The organism is Neptuniibacter marinus (assembly GCF_965223595.1).
Classification (GTDB): Bacteria; Pseudomonadota; Gammaproteobacteria; order Pseudomonadales; family Balneatricaceae; genus Neptuniibacter; species Neptuniibacter marinus.
In genome coordinates this window covers 3,042,453-3,061,381 of record NZ_OZ245004.1, presented here as the reverse complement: position 1 = coordinate 3,061,381, position 18,929 = coordinate 3,042,453, and the positions used below count along the sequence as shown (strand labels likewise).

17 protein-coding genes and 1 pseudogene are annotated in these 18,929 nt (G+C 41.8%); 8 read left to right on the top strand and 10 right to left on the bottom strand.

The window, feature by feature from the left end:
- Window positions 1-70: 70 nt before the first annotated feature.
- Entirely contained in the window at window positions 71-1,054 is a 984-nt protein-coding gene (locus ACOQOE_RS14355; RefSeq protein ID WP_420554327.1) for an MDR family oxidoreductase, read from the top strand.
- Between the two features lie 39 nt (window positions 1,055-1,093).
- Here ACOQOE_RS14355 and ACOQOE_RS14350 read toward each other — a convergent pair whose 3' ends face one another.
- Window positions 1,094-2,272: an NnrS family protein gene (locus tag ACOQOE_RS14350; protein WP_420554326.1), complete on the bottom strand. Its 1,179-nt coding sequence runs from the start codon at window positions 2,270-2,272 to the stop codon at window positions 1,094-1,096.
- A 145-nt stretch (window positions 2,273-2,417) separates the two neighbouring features.
- Between ACOQOE_RS14350 and cobU the strand changes: the two genes are divergently transcribed.
- The 4 genes from cobU (at window position 2,418) to ACOQOE_RS14330 (ending at window position 6,231) form a co-directional block, all read left to right on the top strand.
- The gene (gene cobU, locus ACOQOE_RS14345) at window positions 2,418-2,945 is read left to right on the top strand and encodes a bifunctional adenosylcobinamide kinase/adenosylcobinamide-phosphate guanylyltransferase (protein ID WP_067868733.1); all 528 of its coding nucleotides are present in this window, start codon (window positions 2,418-2,420) and stop codon (window positions 2,943-2,945) included.
- Window positions 2,942-3,988, top strand: coding sequence for a nicotinate-nucleotide--dimethylbenzimidazole phosphoribosyltransferase (gene cobT / locus ACOQOE_RS14340; RefSeq protein WP_420554325.1), 1,047 nt, complete (start codon window positions 2,942-2,944; stop codon window positions 3,986-3,988). Before cobU ends, cobT begins: the two co-directional genes overlap by 4 nt.
- Before the next feature lie 19 nt (window positions 3,989-4,007).
- Window positions 4,008-4,616, top strand: a complete 609-nt coding sequence (locus ACOQOE_RS14335) for a histidine phosphatase family protein (protein WP_420554324.1) — start codon at window positions 4,008-4,010, stop codon at window positions 4,614-4,616.
- A gap of 73 nt (window positions 4,617-4,689) precedes the next feature.
- Window positions 4,690-6,231 carry an HDOD domain-containing protein gene (locus tag ACOQOE_RS14330; RefSeq protein ID WP_420554323.1) on the top strand — a complete coding sequence of 514 codons (1,542 nt, stop codon included), beginning with the start codon at window positions 4,690-4,692 and terminating at the stop codon, window positions 6,229-6,231.
- Between the two features lie 28 nt (window positions 6,232-6,259).
- On the opposite strand, the gene ACOQOE_RS14325 is transcribed toward ACOQOE_RS14330, so the two are convergent.
- The 3 genes from ACOQOE_RS14325 to ACOQOE_RS14315 all read right to left on the bottom strand — a co-directional run bounded on the left by ACOQOE_RS14325 (window position 6,260) and on the right by ACOQOE_RS14315 (window position 8,173).
- Window positions 6,260-6,550 (bottom strand): hypothetical protein, encoded by a 291-nt coding sequence (locus ACOQOE_RS14325; protein WP_067868720.1) that lies wholly within the window; start codon window positions 6,548-6,550, stop codon window positions 6,260-6,262.
- Between the two features lie 12 nt (window positions 6,551-6,562).
- Entirely contained in the window at window positions 6,563-7,138 is a 576-nt protein-coding gene (locus ACOQOE_RS14320; protein WP_420554322.1) for a cob(I)yrinic acid a,c-diamide adenosyltransferase, read from the bottom strand.
- Between the two features lie 144 nt (window positions 7,139-7,282).
- Window positions 7,283-8,173: a 2-dehydropantoate 2-reductase gene (locus ACOQOE_RS14315; protein ID WP_420554321.1), complete on the bottom strand. Its 891-nt coding sequence runs from the start codon at window positions 8,171-8,173 to the stop codon at window positions 7,283-7,285.
- 148 nt (window positions 8,174-8,321) lie between these two features.
- Here ACOQOE_RS14315 and ACOQOE_RS14310 point away from each other — a divergent pair, with 148 nt between their 5' ends.
- Window positions 8,322-8,804, top strand: a complete 483-nt coding sequence (locus tag ACOQOE_RS14310; RefSeq protein ID WP_067868708.1) for a YajQ family cyclic di-GMP-binding protein — start codon at window positions 8,322-8,324, stop codon at window positions 8,802-8,804.
- Window positions 8,805-8,825: 21 nt separating this feature from the next.
- On the opposite strand, the gene ACOQOE_RS14305 is transcribed toward ACOQOE_RS14310, so the two are convergent.
- From ACOQOE_RS14305 to ACOQOE_RS14285, 5 genes and pseudogenes are all read right to left on the bottom strand, one after another.
- Window positions 8,826-9,047, bottom strand: a complete 222-nt coding sequence (locus ACOQOE_RS14305) for a hypothetical protein (RefSeq protein WP_067868706.1) — start codon at window positions 9,045-9,047, stop codon at window positions 8,826-8,828.
- Window positions 9,048-9,120: 73 nt separating this feature from the next.
- Window positions 9,121-10,515 (bottom strand): AmpG family muropeptide MFS transporter, encoded by a 1,395-nt coding sequence (locus tag ACOQOE_RS14300; protein WP_420554320.1) that lies wholly within the window; start codon window positions 10,513-10,515, stop codon window positions 9,121-9,123.
- A gap of 199 nt (window positions 10,516-10,714) precedes the next feature.
- Window positions 10,715-11,608, bottom strand: coding sequence for a porin (locus ACOQOE_RS14295; protein WP_420555486.1), 894 nt, complete (start codon window positions 11,606-11,608; stop codon window positions 10,715-10,717).
- Window positions 11,609-11,731: 123 nt separating this feature from the next.
- Window positions 11,732-12,400 (bottom strand): annotated as a pseudogene (locus tag ACOQOE_RS14290) (DUF2057 family protein).
- Between the two features lie 247 nt (window positions 12,401-12,647).
- Complete coding sequence (locus ACOQOE_RS14285) at window positions 12,648-14,819, bottom strand: esterase-like activity of phytase family protein (protein WP_420554319.1); 2,172 nt, start codon at window positions 14,817-14,819, stop codon at window positions 12,648-12,650.
- Window positions 14,820-15,173: 354 nt separating this feature from the next.
- On the opposite strand from ACOQOE_RS14285, the gene ACOQOE_RS14280 reads away from it, so the two are divergent.
- Complete coding sequence (locus ACOQOE_RS14280) at window positions 15,174-17,096, top strand: PhoX family protein (RefSeq protein ID WP_420554318.1); 1,923 nt, start codon at window positions 15,174-15,176, stop codon at window positions 17,094-17,096.
- 133 nt (window positions 17,097-17,229) lie between these two features.
- Here the strand turns inward: ACOQOE_RS14280 and ACOQOE_RS14275 are convergent, their stop codons facing one another.
- A complete protein-coding gene (locus ACOQOE_RS14275) occupies window positions 17,230-17,997 on the bottom strand; it encodes an SDR family oxidoreductase (RefSeq protein WP_067868692.1) in 768 nt (255 codons plus the stop codon).
- A gap of 404 nt (window positions 17,998-18,401) precedes the next feature.
- Here ACOQOE_RS14275 and ACOQOE_RS14270 point away from each other — a divergent pair, with 404 nt between their 5' ends.
- Complete coding sequence (locus ACOQOE_RS14270; RefSeq protein WP_420554317.1) at window positions 18,402-18,908, top strand: FxsA family protein; 507 nt, start codon at window positions 18,402-18,404, stop codon at window positions 18,906-18,908.
- The last annotated feature ends 21 nt before the right edge of the window (window positions 18,909-18,929 follow it).

The following is an 18,929-nucleotide window of genomic DNA, read 5'->3' as shown; positions in this document are numbered from 1 at the left end:
GATTCAATATTTATAGTATTTTATATTTGTATGACAAATTAACTTATTTAAGCGTTCAACGGAGATTAGTATGTTCAAAGCACTGGTTTTGAAACAAGATGAAGGTAAAACAACGTCTGCTATTGAGCAGTTAGCGATGAGCGACCTACCGGAAGAAGATGTCCTTATAAAAGTGGATTACTCTTCGTTGAACTATAAAGATGGTCTGGCTGTTACAGGTAAAGGTAAAATCATTCGCAATTTCCCAATGGTGCCTGGAATAGACCTAGTCGGTACTGTCGAAGATAGTGCAGATGCGCGTTATTCAAAGGGAGATAAGGTTGTTTTAACGGGGTGGGGCGTAGGTGAAATGTATTGGGGCGGATATTCCCAGTATGCGCGTTTGAAAGCTGATTGGTTGGTACCTTTGCCTGAAGGTATGGATCCGATTCGTACTATGCAAATAGGCACTGCCGGTTTAACTGCTATGTTATGTGTTATGGCTTTAGAAGAGGGCGGAGTAACACCTGAGAGTGGTCCTATAGTGGTGAGTGGTGCTGCGGGTGGAGTAGGGAGTGTTGCAGTCGCGATATTAGCTGGACTCGGTTATCAGGTAGCAGCGATTACTGGGCGTGCTGAGACTGAAGGTTACCTGCGTGGTTTAGGTGCAAGTGAAATTTTGAGTCGCGATGAGATGGCGCAGCCGCCGAGACCTTTAGAGAAACAGAGATGGGCGGGGGCTATTGATACAGCGGGTGATACTATACTAGCTAGAATGATTGCTGAAACAAATTATAGCGGTGTTGTTGCCGCTTGTGGTTTAGCGGCTAGTTTTAAACTCCCTTCTACTGTTATGCCTTTTATTTTACGTAATGTGCGCCTTCAGGGTGTCGATTCGGTTAGTTGCCCTTACGAGCGTCGTAATATTGCTTGGCAACGCTTACTGACTCAGCTACCAGAGAATGCTTTAGGTGAAATTGCTCAGATAATTGCTTTAGATAATGTGCCTGAATACGCAGAGAAAATCACTAATGGTCAAGTAAAGGGCCGTGTTGTTATTGATCTTAATGCATAACCCTTAAGGTTAAAAAAGGGCCTCATATGAGGCCTTTTTTTATCCGTAGATCCCATCTACTCTTGGTTTGATTAGAATCGTTGTGTATTTAATTAAGAATAAAACCCAAGCGATAACCCAAAGACTGCCAGAAATGTGCAAGGTACTCATGTAGGGTAGTGGCAGTATATCAATACTGATACGGAATACCGCAGAGAGCATAAGTAATACAAATGCAGATATTATCATTGGGCCAGCGGTTAGTATTCGTCCTGTATGGCCGAGGGAAACTCTAGACATCATCCCTAAGGTCAGTCCGCCAATCCCACCGGTAGCAAACGCATGATAAGCGATAGACTGATTAACCAAGTTTAAGGTGCTTAAAGCATAAAGTAGATAGCCAAAAGTGATAAATAGGTAACTAAGCTGAAGGATCCAAACCAGTGGAACAGTAAAAACTTTGTTGTTGAACCAGCCGCCGAGCCGAATTAAATTCATCAGCCCAACAAGTGCACTGAAAAAAACAATAACTCCAGTATAGCTGGTCAGCGTAGATATAACCCAAATGGCGGTCATCGGAATAATTGAGCGTTCAATTATTGGAAACTTTCTGCTTTGAGTGCCTGCGACCCCTTTTTCTGTAAAAAAGGGTATAACGCGTCCGCCGACAATGCTAATGATCATAACAATCAGAAATAAACCTAATTGAATGCCTGTTGCTATAGTGTCTTCTGTTATGCCCATTAGATTTAGATGGATGAGTAAATTAGCGATAAAAAAGGCGAAAAGAATAGGGAGAAATAGAAAATTTCTATAGTTCTTGGATTTAATAATGGGCCAAGCGATGCTGATGGCAACGAGAGGTATAAAGATTAAATCTGTAATAGCGATGACTGCTTTGGGTATGCTTTCAAATGCAGGGAGTAGCCTAGCTAAGAGCCACACTAAAAAAAGCGCTGCTAAGGGCCAGCTATACAGGGTTTGTACATTAGTCCAAGTGCGAACGGCTGTGAGCAGAAAACCTGCAATGATGGCAATGCTAAATCCAAATATCATCTCATGAGCATGCCAAGTGATAGCTAAATCATAATAATGAGGTTGGTAACCTTGGCTATATATAACAAGCCAAAGAGTAATTAGGATAACAGCGCTGGCAGCTCCGGCTAAGAAAAATGGCCTAAAGCCTAGATTGAAAAGCGAGAAAGCTGAAGGTTCTCTGCGTTCCTGTAATTGAATCATCGAAATCTCCGCTGAAGGACTCTAGTGTTATACTAGGGATCTATTTTTATATTATGTATTATCCATACATGTTAATAAATATCTATCCTATAAACAGGTTAGAGTAGCGGTTTAGTATAGTTAATATAGTCTGTTGGGAGGTTGTGTGCGGCAATTGATTTTAGGGGGAGCTCGTTCTGGTAAGAGTCGTTTGGCACAAGAGCGAGCTACAGCGATTAATAAACCTGTTATTTATATTGCTACAGCCGATGCGGGTGATGCGGAAATGCAGCAGCGAATCGCGCTTCACCGCTCAGATCGTCCAGCGGAATGGAGGGTTAAAGAAGTACCTATTGATTTACCCCAAGCGCTTTCTGAATTAAGCGGCTCCGGTGAGACTGTTTTGGTTGATTGTCTTACGCTTTGGCTTACCAATTTATTGCTAAAAGATTTATCAGTCATGCAGCAAGGAATGCAAGATATGATAGCGGTGGTTACGGCTTTTAAAGGTGATTTGATCTTAGTTTCCAATGAGGTGGGATGGGGGATAGTGCCTATGGGTGAGCTAAGCCGTCAATTCCAAGATAATACTGGACGTTTACATCAAGAACTGGCCAAAATTGCGGAGCGCGTTACCTTGAGTGTTGCAGGTATTCCTTTAGATGTTAAAACAGAAAAACAGGTGGGTTTGTGAATTTAAAAGATTGGTTAGCGATTAGTGTTCAGCCCGTTGATCTTCATTATAAGGCGCTAGCAACTGAACGGCAGTCACAATTAACTAAGCCACTAGGTTCGTTAGGTTTATTGGAGGATATAGCGGTTCGTTTAGCAGGATTGCAAGCGGTTGAATGTCCCTCATGTGATCGTGTAGCCATCTCTATTTTTGCAGCGGATCATGGTGTAGCGAAACAGAAAGTGTCCGCGTTTCCTCAAGAAGTTACGACCCAAATGATTCTTAATTTTGCATCAGGAGGGGCTGCAATTTCTGTTTTAGCCCAACAGTTAAACGCTGATTTTGAGGTTATTAATCTTGGTACGGTTACACCTGTTGAACACCCTGATGTGATTAGTAAAGTTATAGCCGCTAGCTCCTCTGACTTTACTGAGACAGCGGCGATGAGTGTACCTCAATTAGAAGCCGCTCTTAATGTTGGAGCGGACGCTGTAATTAGAGCAGGGCGCCGAGGGGTTGAGTTATTTGTTGCGGGCGAGATGGGGATTGCTAATACCACATCAGCTTCAGCGCTTATGGCTGCTTTTCTTGATTTGAGTGGGGCCGATGTTGCAGGCTCAGGGACAGGTATAAGTTCGCAAGGGGTTCAGCATAAAGCCAAAGTGATTGATCAAGCATTGGTTTTACATCGAACGCAATTTTCCTCACCAATGGATATTCTAAAATGCCTAGGAGGGTTTGAAATTGCAGCGATGGTGGGAGCGTATTTAAAGGCGGCTAATCTAGGTATCACTATAGTGGTGGATGGCTTTATTAGTACGGTTGCGGCTTATATTGCGATTCAGATTAACCCGAATAGTAAAGATTGGATGGTCTTTGGCCATTGTTCGCCAGAAGCGTTCCATCAAGGTATTTTAGACTCTTTAGATATTCAGCCTCTGCTTGATTTAGGTATGCGTTTAGGGGAGGGCAGTGGTGCGGCTGTCGCCGTTAATATCATGAGAACCGCATGCGCGCTGCATCGTGATATGGCCACGTTTGCTGATGCGGGTGTCAGCCAATAAGTTGGCGGAGAAAATTGTTTTGCTGAAATCCACGCAGTTTGACCTATTGCGACATGGCGAACCTGAATTGAAGGGTGTGTATTTAGGACATACTGATTCTGAACTTTCAGAACAGGGTGTGCGTGATAGTTTAACTGCTATCGAGCATAATCCTGGCTGGGATTTGGTGGTGAGTTCACCGCTTCAGCGCTGCCGTTATATAGCAGAAACGGTTTCCCAGCGATTAGGTCTTAACCTTTTGATACTTGATCAGCTACAAGAGTACAATTTTGGTGAGTGGGATGGGCAGCGGTTTGAAGCTGTTTATGCTCAACAGTCCCATTTGGCTGATAATTTTTGGTTAGATCCCGAAGCTAATCCGCCCCCGTCAGGTGAGCTTGTTGCTGATTTCTCCAGCCGAGTTCGGGCTGCGAAGACACAGCTTTTAGCGAGAGATGAGAAGCGAATACTTATCGTTACCCATGGTGGAGTAATTAGAGCAATGGTAGCTGATTTACTTGATATTAAGCCCCAGTATTGGGGAAGAATAAAAGTAGACTATGCTTACTTTACTCAGTTAAGGTTTGATGCCGACTTGGAACACAGTTGGCCACAATTAATTAGCAGTAATGTGAAGTCTCCTATTTAGTCTTTCCATGAGTTGAGTGCTAACACATAGTAAGCCTTACTCTATTAAGGACATTGGCTTAAAACGGGAAATTATGAAGTACACAGAAACGCTTAAGAATATTCATCATAGCCTTGATCGCTTAGGCGACCTCCCTGTGTTTAGCGCAACGATTAATCGTATTCAACAAATTAGTTCATCGGATGAGGGCGATGCTATGGCGCTGGCTATGGCAATCATGAAAGATACGGGCTTGTCTGCTCGTTTATTGAAACTTGCTAATTCATCGGCATATAAACGGGGACAAGGGAATGTAAGTGTTATATCCCGTGCCGTTGTGCTGATGGGGTTCAACCAGATTAAGAGCATCAGTTTAACGCTTAAGCTGATAGAGAGCTTTCATGATGAGCATCCAGACCTTGATGTGCCTGGGATGATGATGAAGCAGTTCCTTAGCGCAAACATGGCGAAAGAACTGGCTCTGAAAAGTAAAAAAAGTATAGATCCTGAAGAAGCTTATCTTGCAGCATTATTATTTGGTTTGGGTGAGATCGTTGTTGCTTGTACTTTACCAGATGAATATCGAAAGCTACTTAGCTTGAAAAAAACCAGTAATAAAAGCTGGCCACTTATCCAGACCGAGGTGTTAGGCATTAGTTTTAACGCATTAGGCCGAGAAATGGCTGCAGGCTGGGGGTACCCTAAACAGGTACTTCAGACCATGTCTGAAGTGGATATGAATAAACTTGATGAGCATAGTAACTTACTGACTAGTCTACCGTTTCTTTGTAATGGTTTAGTTCAACAGATTTATGGGCACGATATACGTGATGAACTATCTTATGATCAATTGATCGATGCAGTATCGGGTGTTTCAGGCATATCCTTTGATGATGTAGGAGAGGTCGCCATACAATGTTTCCGGCAGGTCTCTAAGGTGAGTCGCTCTTATGGTCTCAAAGCTCAGTTATTGATTCCGGAATATGTTGAGTCAGGTAATGCTGTTAAAGATGAGATGGTGCGTAAATTAGCTTTTTTAGCCCATGATGAAGCTGAGCAAGGTGAATCTGAACTTAGTGATAATATACAAAGCTCTGATACACCGGTTGTATGTAGTCAGGGGCAGTTAGAGTATCTCAATCAGCTGACTGAATTAATCGGTTCTGAAGGAACTATACACGATATATTTAAATTGGTTGTAGAGGCGATTCATCAGTGTAGTGATTTTGATCGAAGCTTACTTTGTCTGCTTAATAAAAAGAAAGACCATCTTGCTGTTAAGATGATTGAAGGTAAAAAAATAGAAGCCTTGCAGCGTTATTTTGAGCGTGATCGCTCTAGTAAAGGTGGTGATCTATTTTTTAGAGTGATGGAAAAGCAGGTTACACTTTTAGTGAATGATCTTGAGGACGAGGGTTGGAGCGACCGTTTACCTCAAGACTTTGTCTCCCAAACTGAATGCCAAGGATTTGTACTGATTCCATTAGTCATGGGTAAGCGGGTAATTGGTATGTTGTACGCCGATCGTCTGAAAGGTAACGGCCCAGTATCGGACAATGATTTTAATATTTTCAATCGCTTCGCCACCCAAACACGCTTAGCGTTAATGTACGCTGATAGTAAAGCTAAGCGTTAGGGGGCTGAATTGAATCTTACTCAGGTAACTACTCAGTCAAACCTTTAACGAAAGACTTAGTATCTTGCCAAGCATCTTTACTCACCTCAACACCTGAATCGATTACCTCGCCTCCAGCGTCAACGGCTGTTTTTGCACCAGATTCCGTTGAGCAGAGCGCGCGTTTGGCGACACACTTGGATTTACAGCCTAGCTCGGCTGCCTCATCTGTGAAATGTACAACGGCACATTGTGTTTCACACAAGGTTTGCTCGGTGGAGCAATCAGCCCAAGTGAATGAGGCTAAAAATAGTAGACCAAGACCATATATTGCTTTCATAAAGTACTCCTTTTAAAGGCGGTTACGTTGATCTCTGGGTTGCCAGAGGATTTCTTTGCCGCCCTGCCTCAGCGCAACTGTTCTACTTGCCACAAAAAGTAGATCGGATAAACGGTTTAGGTAAGCCACTGCATCTGAATTAACCTGTTCTTCGTCATCCAATAATAGTGCTGTAATTTGTCTTTCAGCCCGTCGGCAGATACTACGGGCTAAATGAGTATAACAAGCTGAAGCTGAACCACTCGGAAGAATAAATTCTTTAAGGGGAGGAAGTTCAGCATTAAGTTTATCTATCTGATGCTCTAAGTATTCTATCTCTGTTTGATCAATAACTGTATAGCTTTGATCAGCCACTGCGATCTCACCGCCTAAATCAAATAACTGGTGTTGAATCAGTGTTAGAGTAGAGTGTAAAGGATCGTCTGGGTCTAGGCCTGAAATAATCAGCCCTATACAGCTATTGAGCTCATCTACCGTACCTAATACTTCAATGCGTGGGGCTGTTTTACTAATGCGTTTGCCATTGGCTAGGGCAGTAGTTCCTTGATCACCTGTACGCGTGTAGATACGTGTCAATCTATTAGACATGAGGGGCCTTATATTAGTGAATACTTTAATTGGATTGTTTTTAGGGTAAAGGGTTCCATCATAATAACAAGAAAGCGATGTTAGGTTCATTTTTACAAGCTTGTCCGCGATTTAGCTACTTTATCTTTTTGAGGTGAAATTTTACTATCGGTGAACTTTCTGAATCTTTTTAAGGTATGCCAAATTGATGGGGACAGGGATACTTCGCGCTTTGGCCTGACGACAAAGATAGCCCGTTATGCTATCAATTTCTGTCTGACGGCCTTGGCGTACGTCTTGTAGCATCGACGAGTAATTTTCAGCAGTAATTTCCGTTACATGACAGGCTTGCTCAATGAGTGGACCATCAAAAAGGTCAATATCAAATGCGTGTGCAACGAGTTCCACTTCTCGACAGATCGCCGCCATGGTTGAAAGGTAGTCAGGGTTATTAATTAATTCACCATTCTTACAATCAAAGATAGCGGTCAGAGGATTAATCGCGCAATTGATGGCGAGTTTTCTCCATAAGGTTAATGAAATATTCTTATCTTGCACTACATTGAGGAAACCGCCCTTTATTAGGTCATCGATCCAGGTATATGTTTGGTCGGGAGCGCCTATCTGTGTTACTCCTCTACCAGCATGCTGCAAATTAAAGGGGGCTTTGAGCCAAGCGCCATCGGTTGTCGAAGCCCAAGCAACCTCTGCATGGGGGCATTGTGACTGGATCCACTGTTGGCTGCCCATGCCATTTTGTAAAACGATGATTTTAGCGTGAGGGTCTAAACGGTTTTTAATGCTATTAAAGGCATTTTCTGTATCGATTGATTTAGTCGTAATGATAAGCTGCTTAATTGTTTTAGGAGCGCTAGCAAGCTCTGCAGTCATTGGATAACACTGACCTGCGAGTAAAATTGAATTTTGTTTCTGAAACAGATCAACTTTAGCTTGATTGCGCAGAATCAAGCTAACAGGTAAGCCTAGATCGGTAAGATGACAGGCCCATAATGATCCAATAGCCCCTGCACCTAGGATATACCATGGTTGTTTCATTATATCTCCATCAAAGTAGGCTGTGGAATTAGAGCAAAATTCCATATCATTATTGTCTATTCTAACCTGTTTGTAGATTTTATGATTATCGTGACGTGAAAAGCCAATACAGGTCAGCTAGAATTTGAAAAAATTGAGGAGTTAATAGATGCCATCATTTGATATCGTTTCTGAATTGGATATGCACGAAGTTTCCAATGCTGTTGATCAATCTAATCGTGAAATACAGATGCGCTATGATTTTAAAGGGGTTGATGCTCGCTTTGAGCAAAACGATAGCTCAGTCATTATGCATGCAGAAGTAGAATTTCAATTACAGCAATTATTAGATGTTCTGCGGACAAAGATGGTTGGCCGTAAAATTGACATTCGTTGTCTAGAGGTCAAAGATCCAGAAAAAGCCAATATGAGAGCTCGCCAAGAAGTTGTGCTTAAACAAGGCTTAGATCAGCCTTTTGCTAAAAAAATTGTCAAAATGATTAAAGATGCAAAGCTTAAGGTCCAGTCTCAAATTCAAGGTGACCAAGTCCGGGTAACAGGAAAAAAACGAGATGACCTGCAAACCGTCATGGCATTTTTGCGTGAAGCCGATTTAGAGCTTCCTTTGCAGTTTAATAATTTCCGAGACTAAAGGGATGAGTAGGGAGGTGTTTTAAACCTCTCCCTTTTGCTCAAGACAATCCAATAAAAAAAGCTCCTTTACTAATTCTTGAGAGGGGCTTTCGGCAAAGTCTTCAACACAGATACTACCGTTCTCTAGCTTTCTCATTAGTGAGCTACCCTGCCAATGCACGATAGGAATACCGGTAGAGCGATGAATCACTCTTAGGTAAGGGTTACTTCTTTCAAACCAAGCATCAATTACGTAGGTCATGCTCTTCTCCTTGTTTAAGTGAACTGAAGTAGAGCGTTGAGCATAGTACAGTATTTTTTAAATGTAAATGATATTAATTATCATTTATATTTGTGGGTTTTATCGTTTTGGCGGCTAAGACAATCAGTAAAAGTACGGGTAGCCCAATAAGAGCAACAGATATAAAAAACCATTCATAATCATAGGCATCAACGAAGCCACCGGAAAATCCCCCTAAAAATTTAGGGAACAGCAGCATGACTGAGCTAAAAAGCGCATATTGTGTCGCAGAATATTGGATATTGGTTAAGCTGGATAGGTAAGCAATAAATGCTGCGGTTGCAATGCCTCCGCTGAGGTTGTCCAAAGAGATCACAATAGTGAGTGCGGTTGTGTTATGACCAAGTGTGGCTAACCATGCGAATAACAGGTTAGTCAAAGAGACCATTAAAGCCCCTGTAAATAGGATTTTCATTACACCAAAACGGTTGACTAAAATGCCACCTAAACCGGCTCCTACAATCGTCATAACCACACCATAGATCTTTATGAACTGTGCAATCTCCCCTTTAGTGAACCCCATATCTACGTAAAACACATTCGCCATAATGCCAAGAATCACATCAGATATACGATAGGTGCCAATCAGGGCCAAAATGATAATCGCTTGTTTTCCGTAACGCTTTATAAAGTCGATAAAGGGGCAGGCCACGGCGACATAAGCCCAGCTGATAAACCGCGAAAGGATATTCGGTAGGTGGGCATATTTTTCGCTGTATTGAATAACCTTATTTCTCTGTTCAAGCGTCTCTTCGTCAATAGAAATCGCTTGAGGCTCAGATACCGATAAGGTTGTTGCAATACCAATTAGCATCAAAGAGGCCATAGCTAGATACGCAATCCGCCATGAGTCTTGGTCATAGCTGTCCGGTGTAGGCGAAACCCATGCTGCAATGGCGAGGGCTCCTGCGCCCGCGACAATCATGGCGATTCTGTAGCCTGCCATATAAGTTGCCGCCATCGCCGCTTGAAGGCGCTCCTCAGCTGACTCTATACGGTAAGCATCGATAACAATATCTTGAGTTGCTGAGCTAAACGCAACTAATACGGCCATAAACGCCATAAATTCCAGATGCTCTAGAGGATTAGAAAAGGCTAAGCCAACAAGTCCCGCAAGTAACATGCTTTGAGCTAAAAATAGCCAGCTACGGCGGCGACCGAGCAAACGTGAAAGAAGTGGGATTGGCAGGCAGTCGACTAAAGGAGCCCAGAGCCATTTGATTCCGTAAGCAAGCCCAACCCATGAGAAGTAAGTTATTACACTGCGTTCAACGCCAGCTTCTCTTAACCAAAATGATAGTGTGCCGAAGACTAATAATAAGGGCAGCCCAGATGAAAAGCCTAAAAGAAGAAGTGTAATGGCTCGGGGGTGTAGATAAACTTTTGCGGATTGAAGCCAAGATACCGGCTGAGGTTCGACTGATGACATCTGAGAACGCCTTCCATGAATAAGCGTCTATTGTCCCTATCTGCTGTCAGCAAGGCAATGGTTTCTAAAAGGTTTATAAGAGAAGTGATGAGCGGAAGAATGAAAACAAAAAGGCCCAACACTCGGCTAGATTGTTGGGCTTTTCATAAAAACATCGGTTTACTGAAGGGGGGGAAGTAAACCGATGCCTTATATCTGCTTAGAACTTAATACGCATACCTGCTAGAACGTCTAGGTCGTAATCAGTACCTGCGTCGTCGTCACGGTTAGTGATTTCTGCAAATACAGAAACGTTTTTCTGGGCAGGGAATTTGTACACAACGTTTGCGTAGATAGCATCTTCATCCATATTTGCTGCATCATAGTCATGGTCAACATAACCTACCGCGATTTTTGTGGTTTTTGATGCTTTAAATGTTGCTACAAGGTTTGTCATTGCAACATCGTTGTTTGATCCACCTTGATCAGACTCACCATAATCAACACCAAACTCAGCGAAGCCAGCGTCAAAAGATGCGCTTACACCCCATACATCAACAGAAGAGGATGTAGGTGTTGCTTTAAGCGTTTGGTATGCCGCGCCTAGAGTAATCGCGTCAAAACCGCCTTCAACGTATATTTCAGTTGATTCGCCGTTAGCACTTTTTTCGCCATCAGCTTCAAGCTCGTGAGAGATCGCTACGTGTGCTACATCAAAATCAGCATCAAAACGGATAACGTCGTCGCCATCTACAGAACCGAACTCATCAAAAACGTCGTCGCCTAGGTTGTTTTCAATTGCATTTTCAATACCAAAGTCATCGGCAGCATTGTCCATTTTACCAACTTGAACAGAGTAGCCGTGAGATTTAAGGCCTAAGTAAGCTTCTTCTAGCTGATCGCCGTCGGTACCGTCGTCTTCAGCTGCTTTTTTAAAGCCAAAATCTAGTTGGCCGTAAGCAGTCAGACCATTACCTAGATCGTAAATTATAGAGTTTTTGATCTCTAGGTCGTCAAACTCAACTTCAGCGTCTTTGGTTTTGCTAGCGTTATCACGTAGCTGAACCTGCCAGTCACCTTTAATTTTGAAAGTTAGACCTTTATCTTCATAAATAGTCGCTGCAGTAGCAGAGTTTGCTGCAAGAGCGGCAATAGCGAAGCCAGAATCAGCTTTTTCATTTCAATACTCTCCAAGAGTTTTAAATAAATAATTAATTTTCTTAATTGAGGTTTTTAATTAATGATTGTTAATTAATTTTTTGAAAGATTTTCTTGTTTCTTCGTCTGCCTGGTTGTACCAAAATATAAGCATCTGAGCAGGCATGTTTTTCTTGGCGTTAGTATTATTATTTTTCGCTTTTGCCGTATTGTTTTTGGTTAATTGGTTTGGGTTGAATAAAGGCTTGTTAGGCAGTGCTGCTGCGGCATCCGTTTTATTAAAATCTTCTAATTCCCGTTCGTAATCTCTACTTAATTGAAAGCCATTATTTTTTATTAAAGAGACTTTGTAATCGACGGGCTGTCCACTTTTAGCGGTTAGTATCCAGTTTCCTTTTTCTTCTAATTATTTGATATCTTTTATCTTTTTTATTTCTGGGGCCGCGATAAGTAACTGTTCATCTTTTTGATCGAATAACAAAACAAAAGCGTTAGTATATTCAAGTTCATATTCGCTTCCGTTTTTTATTTCAGCGGTATAACTAACAACAATCTGGTTGATCCCATTAGGAAGTTTATAGGCACTTTGGTCATTAAAGAAACTAGGTGACTTAGCTTCTTTTCCATTAATTGCAAGTAAATTAACCCCTTCCGAGAGGTTTAATATGTTTTCTGCAAAAACAAATGAAGATGAAAATAATGTTGCCAGAAATAATATTGATACTTTTAGTGGCTGTAATGAAAACAATGTTATGTCCTTGGTTTGTTCTACGTTTAATAATTTATTTTTCAGCGCAATAATAGTTGCTGTTTATTTCAATTAGGTTTCAGTTTTGTTTATTTTTGTTACATTTCTTTTAAACTTTTAAACTTTTAAACTTTTAAACTTTTAAACTTTTAAATAGATAGGGCGTTGTTTTTTTATAGGTATATAAATGAGGAAGACATCTCCTAAGGTTGGATTACCTTAAGAGATGTCGTTTTAAGCGTGGGCGTTATAATTTGCCAGCAGAGAAGAACAGAGTCTCACCAGAGCTGTCATCTACACCATCATTGTCAGTTACAGCGTAAGCGTGACCCGAAGCATCAATGGCAAAACCTTCAATTTTATCGGTAACGTAGCCGTTAAGTGATTTCAGATTTGGGATGAAGTTCTTTACAAGCTCTTTCTTCACTATAGGTAGGGTGCTGCCAATCGGAGCAGGTTTTAGGTCGTCAAGGCTAACCTTGTATAGCTGCTTGATTTTGGCATTTTCGTCTAGTTGGTTATCACGTTCGATAATATAGAGCGAATCGTTGTAGGCAGTGACCTCTGATAGTCCAACCCAACCTGTTTGGGCTTTTTCTAGAGGATAGTGCACCGCACCCCATTGTTTTGTTTTTAGATCATAAGAAAGTAGTTTTACTAACCCTTTAGGATCGTCAGCCCATTCTCTCTGGATAGCAACCCATAAAGTGTCACCGACCTGCGTGATACCTTCAGCGCCGAAACGTTTTTGATGTGCTAAAAGGCTTTTAGGAAAATCGATTGTTTGATCAATTTCGCCTTTAGTATCGACATGATAGATAGCATGAGGAACTTTTTTCTTAGCGTTACCTTCAGAGGCTAGCCAGAAGCCATTATCGCCATCAATAGAGATCCCTTCTAGATCTAGCTTTTTAGCAGGTTTGCCATTACGAGTGACTTTTAAAGCTTCAGTTATGATGGCAGGCTTGTGTGTTGCATCAATACTGAAAATAGTTGGTTGGTTTGCATAAAAGCTATCGTTTACTGCAAATAGGTGACCCGCTTTTTTCGGATCAGCAGCTAGGCCTGAAAGTGCACCCCAGCCGATAGGCATACCTTTATCATCATGCTGAGACATAATTTGTGGGTAAGCCGCAGTTTTATCACTTAGCTCATAAATCATAACGTGGGCACGCGGACCTTTATCTTCAATCAAATCCTTTTCATTGGCACTGATTAACAGATTGCGGCTTGGGATGGTAACTGCTGATTCAGGTGCAATGCCTGAAGGGAGCATCTGAATAAATTCAGGGGCTTTGCCTGTATCACGGTATACGCCGATTAGTGATGCGCGTTCAGATAAGATGAAGATGTAAGTCTCTTTACCAAACTTGCCTATTGCAACACCTTCTGGTTCATTACCTTTTTTGCCAGAACGTTTATCTGGATAGTGTCCAGTTGCAATCACTTTGTGTTCGAAGTCAGACCCTGATTCATAGATGACTTCGCCATTCTTGTGGAAAATAGTGAACCCACGTGCGCCGCCTTGGAAATCACCTTCGTTAGCAGTAACGAAGCGATCATTGTCGATCCACTTAACCGAATCGGGTTCACGTAGGCGAGTTTGTGATTGGGAAAAATCAAAGGCTTTGTCTTTCTTCGTATCAATCATTGTTAGTTTTGCTGAACCTGCTGAAAAATGATTAATTACTGTGCCTGTTTCCGCATTAACAATGGCAATGTGGTTGTTCTCTTGTAAAGTGACCACGATTTCATTGTTTTCGTTGAAATCAACAAATTCTGGCTCAGGATCGTCAGCGCCTATAGTCGCCATACCTGTCATATTTACTTTTTTCATCTTGCTGCAAACGGGGTTGCCGTTTTCTAACGGATAAATAGTAAGGAAGCCTGCTGGTAGTTGTGGCAGAGCGCCATCATTTAGATCTTCATCGCGTTCATTTTCGATGGCAATGGCAACATATTTCTCATCTTTTGAGACTGCTACAGAGTCTGGCTGACCGCCCAGATCACAGCTTGCGATGATCTTATGGTCGTTTAAGCTTAGAGATACTAGCTTGCCGCTGGGTTTGATATAGCTCTTTGATGTGTTGATGCCAGCAAGAACCGTCGTTGCTGTAACTGCAACCGATGTAGGTTCTCCATTAAGAGAAACAAAACCACCCGGTTTAGGCATTGATGCATTTTTGATATCAATAAAACCTAAACCACCTAAAGGACTATCAGAGTACACAAGTGATTTTCCATCTTGTGTTGCAGCAATAATTTCTGCTGATGTCTCTGTGGCAACGTCAGAACCTGCAGGTAGGTTGTGAATGTTTGCAAAAGTGGCGATTCGGTTGAATGTGTCTGCATGGGTTGTCATTGCAGCAGAGGCTAGCGCTAATGCAATTAGGGTGTGTTTACCTGGGTGGTTAAACATCGGGTGTCGACTCCTATAGGCTACTCAATAATGAATTGAGGCGGGATCCTATGGATCTATTGTGACGGTTGCGTGAAAGGTTAACTGCTTTTATCGGATTATTGGTTTTTGTGTCGATCTATCTATATGAAATATATGGATATATCGTGTATGTTCGGCTACTTTTGGCTTATGTTAAAAATTAATTAAACTTTTATTTCATCTGTTTTGTTCCTCTATTTGTCATGGTTTTGTCACTCATACCTTCTATCTTGCATCACTTCGATTAAGCAGTTTAAAAACTCTTTAGTTGCTGTGTTTATAGAAGAACATTTAACTTTGAGCCGCTCCTTTTAATTTCAATAGGTGAGTAAAATGGGTTACGACAATTCACATGATCTATGTAGTAATTTGAATCAAGAGCAAGATTCTGAATTTACACGCATGACTAACACAGCTGTTAGTCGTCGTGGTTTTATGGCGGGAATGGGAGCGCTGGGTGTAGGTGCTTTTATTGGTATGTCGCCCATTGCCCAATCGGTTCAGGCGGCAATGTCTGCTTCAGTTAAGAGTAAACTGATCGGTTTTAAACCTGTACCGGCAAGTACTGCTGATTCTGTTGTTGTGCCTGAAGGCTATAAAGTAACTAATTTAATATCTTGGGGTGATCCTCTTTTTGACAATGCTCCTGAATTTGATCCGTCAGGCAAGGCTCCGGCGGCAAGTCAGGCACTGCAGTTTGGCGATAATACCGATGGGATGAGTTTATTCCCTCTCTCTAATGATCGCGCGGTGATGGCGGTCAATAATGAATATACCAATGTTGAGTATTTATATGATCATCAAGGTAAAGCAATTACTGCGGATGATGTTTTAAAAGCGCAAAACGCCCATGGTGTGTCTGTTTTTGAAATTAAAAAAACGGCTAAAGGCTGGAGCGTGGACCGTTTAGGCAAACTAAACCGCCGTATTACAGCAAATACGCCTATGCAGATTACTGGCCCTGCTGCGGGCGATGAGTTGCTAAAAACCGCTGCGGATCCATCAGGCATGGAGGTTCTTGGCACATTTAATAACTGCGCTAATGGGCAGACTCCATGGGGAACATATCTCACTTGTGAAGAAAACTTTCATAAGTACTTTGGTTCCAATGATGACACTTATGCTGTGCCTGCTGAGCTGCAACGCTACGGTATTAACGTAGAAGATAAAACCTATCAGTGGAGTAAGCATGATGAGCGCTTTGATTTGTCTCAAAATCCGAATGAGCCAAATCGTCACGGATGGGTTATAGAGATTGACCCAATGGATCCAACGTCTAAACCACAAAAGCGTACCGCGTTAGGACGTTTTAAGCATGAAAATGCTGCATTTATGATCGATAAGAACGGTCATGCTGTTGTGTATTTAGGTGATGATGAGCGCGGTGAGCATCTTTATAAGTTTGTTTCTAAAGATAAATATATAGCGAACAACAATCAACATAATCGTCGTTTACTTGAGGAGGGTACCTTATACGTTGCCAAATTTATGGCGGCTGATGGCGAGTTAAAGGGTAAAGGTCAGTGGATAGAGCTTACTTTCGGTAAAAATGGGTTAACACCAGAGAATGGCTTTAACAGCCAAGCTGAAGTATTGATTTATACCCGTTTAGCCGCCACTCAGGTGGGTGGAACAACCATGGATCGCCCCGAGTGGGTAGCAGTACATCCTAATAAACAGACCGCTTTTTGCACTCTGACTAACAATAAAAATCGTGGTAAAAAAGAGAATCAACCTATTGGCGGGCCGAACCCTCGTGAGAATAATAAGTATGGGCAGATTGTTCGTTGGAGCCCAATGAATGGTGATCATACTCAGTCTGCGTTTAATTGGGATTTATACCTGATAGCGGGTAACCCAACATTGCACTCAAGCGGTTTGTTGGCGGGTAGCAATAATATAACCCCAGATAATATGTTTAATAGTCCTGACGGTTTAGGTTTTGATGAAAGTGGTCGCTTATGGATTATGACCGATGGTAAATATTCCAATAAAGATGACTTTGTAGGTATGGGCAATAACCAGATGCTGTGTGGTGATCCTGAAAGCGGTGAGGTTCATCGTTTCCTTACGGGGCCAGTGGCAGCAGAAGTGACGGGGTTAACATTTACGCCTGACTATAAAACTATGTTTATTGGTATCCAGCATCCAGGTGAGAAATTGAAAGGTTCGCATTTTCCAGAAGGTGGGATGAGTAAACCGCGTTCAACTATTGTTGTTATTACCCGTGATGATGGCGGAGTGATTGGCGCTTAATTAGGCTTCTAGAATTACTGTTAACAAAAAGGGCCGAAAAGCTCTTTTTCGTAAGAGCCAAAAATAGTTAATCTTAAAAATTAGATATAAAAAAACCGGCAATAGCCGGTTTTTTTGTGCTAATTGCTCGAAATTAGATGCGCAGACCGCCATCAACTTCAAAGCAGCGGCCGCTAACGTAGTCATTTTCAAAGATGAAAGTAACTGTTTTAGCGATCTCTTCTGGTTTACCTAAACGTTTAGCTGGAATGCCTGCCGCGATTTTATCAAGTGCTTCAGGCTTCATGCTCATTACCATCTCAGTACCGATGTAGCCTGGTGCAATTGATGCGGCACGAATCTTGTAACGAGCAAGCTCTTTAGCCCAAGTGACAGCCATTGCCTGTGCGCCAGCTTTTGTTGCGGTGTAGTTAGTCTGGCCCATATTACCTGAACGTGATATTGAAGAGATATTGATGATACAACCTTCAACACCTAAATCGATCATCTGAGCAGCGGCTTCACGTGCACATAGGAAAGTACCCGTTAGGTTTACATCTATAACCAGATTCCACTGATCCATAGACATCTTCTTAGCAACTTTACCTGTTTCACGATCAACTTTTAGGAATAGACCGTCACGAGTAATACCCGCATTGTTTACTAAACCGTTGAGAGAGCCGAAATCTGCTACTATTTTAGCGAATGTTGCTTCCACTTCGTCTTCTTTTGCAACATTGCAAATGTAAGCACGAGCTTCAACACCTTCTTCCATGCAAAGGCCTACAGTTGTGTCTAAGTCTTCTTGGCTAAGATCAATTAATGCCAATTTGGCACCTTGAGAAGCTAGTTCAAGCGCCATTGCGCGACCAAGACCACGGCCACCGCCGGTTACAACAATTACTTTATCTTTGAGTTCCATTGAGGGTTACCCTTACTTCGGTTTGACTCTGAATGTTATTGTGCATTGCGTCATTGTGCAGAATTTAAACTTATAACGCTTTTGCACAAATGTCCACATTTAGCCTGTATGATTCATTTATCAATAGGTTCTATATACTTTTGACTGTATTTTTTGGATTTATTACGCATTTGCTAAGTATCTGTTTTTTCTTTTAAATATTGCGCTGCAATGTAGATTTGTACTTTCGTAGTAATGCTTTTTTATTTATGAATACTTCATGGCTTAATACAAATTTATGATTTTAAATATCGATAAGACTTGAAAAAGCAAGCTTGTGCCCATAGAAATAAAGCATATCGCAGCTGACTTTGTATTAATTTTGCTTACTGTTTAGTTGTGTTTTGATTCACAATGAGGCGCCCATGAGATTTCTTTTTTTACTGTTTATTATTATCCCGATTATTGAAATCACAGTGCTTATAAATGTAGGTGATGCGATCGGTATATGGAATACGGTCGGTCTGGTGCTACTGTCGGCCTTTATTGGCGTGAATATGTTGCGTTATCAAGGGGTATCAACGTTGATGAGGGCCCAGCAACGTGCTAATCAAGGTGAAATTCCAGGCCAAGAGATGGTTGAAGGCGTTGTTTTAGCTGTTGGCGGGGCCATGCTTATTACACCTGGCTTTGTAACAGATATTCTTGGGTTTTGCTGTTTGCTGCCTTATACACGTAAAGCTTTTGCATCTAAGCTAATGGGGCGTTTCACTATTATGGCGTCTCAGCAACATACTTCGGGTTCCGCTCACTTCTATTCTAATGATCCTTTTAATCGTTCTGCCACCCCCTTTGAGCATCATGGCGAGCAAAAAATACCTCCGAAGCCTAGGGCTGATGTGATTGATGGTGAGTTTGAGCGTAAAGATTAATTGTTCCATCGAAACTTTTTT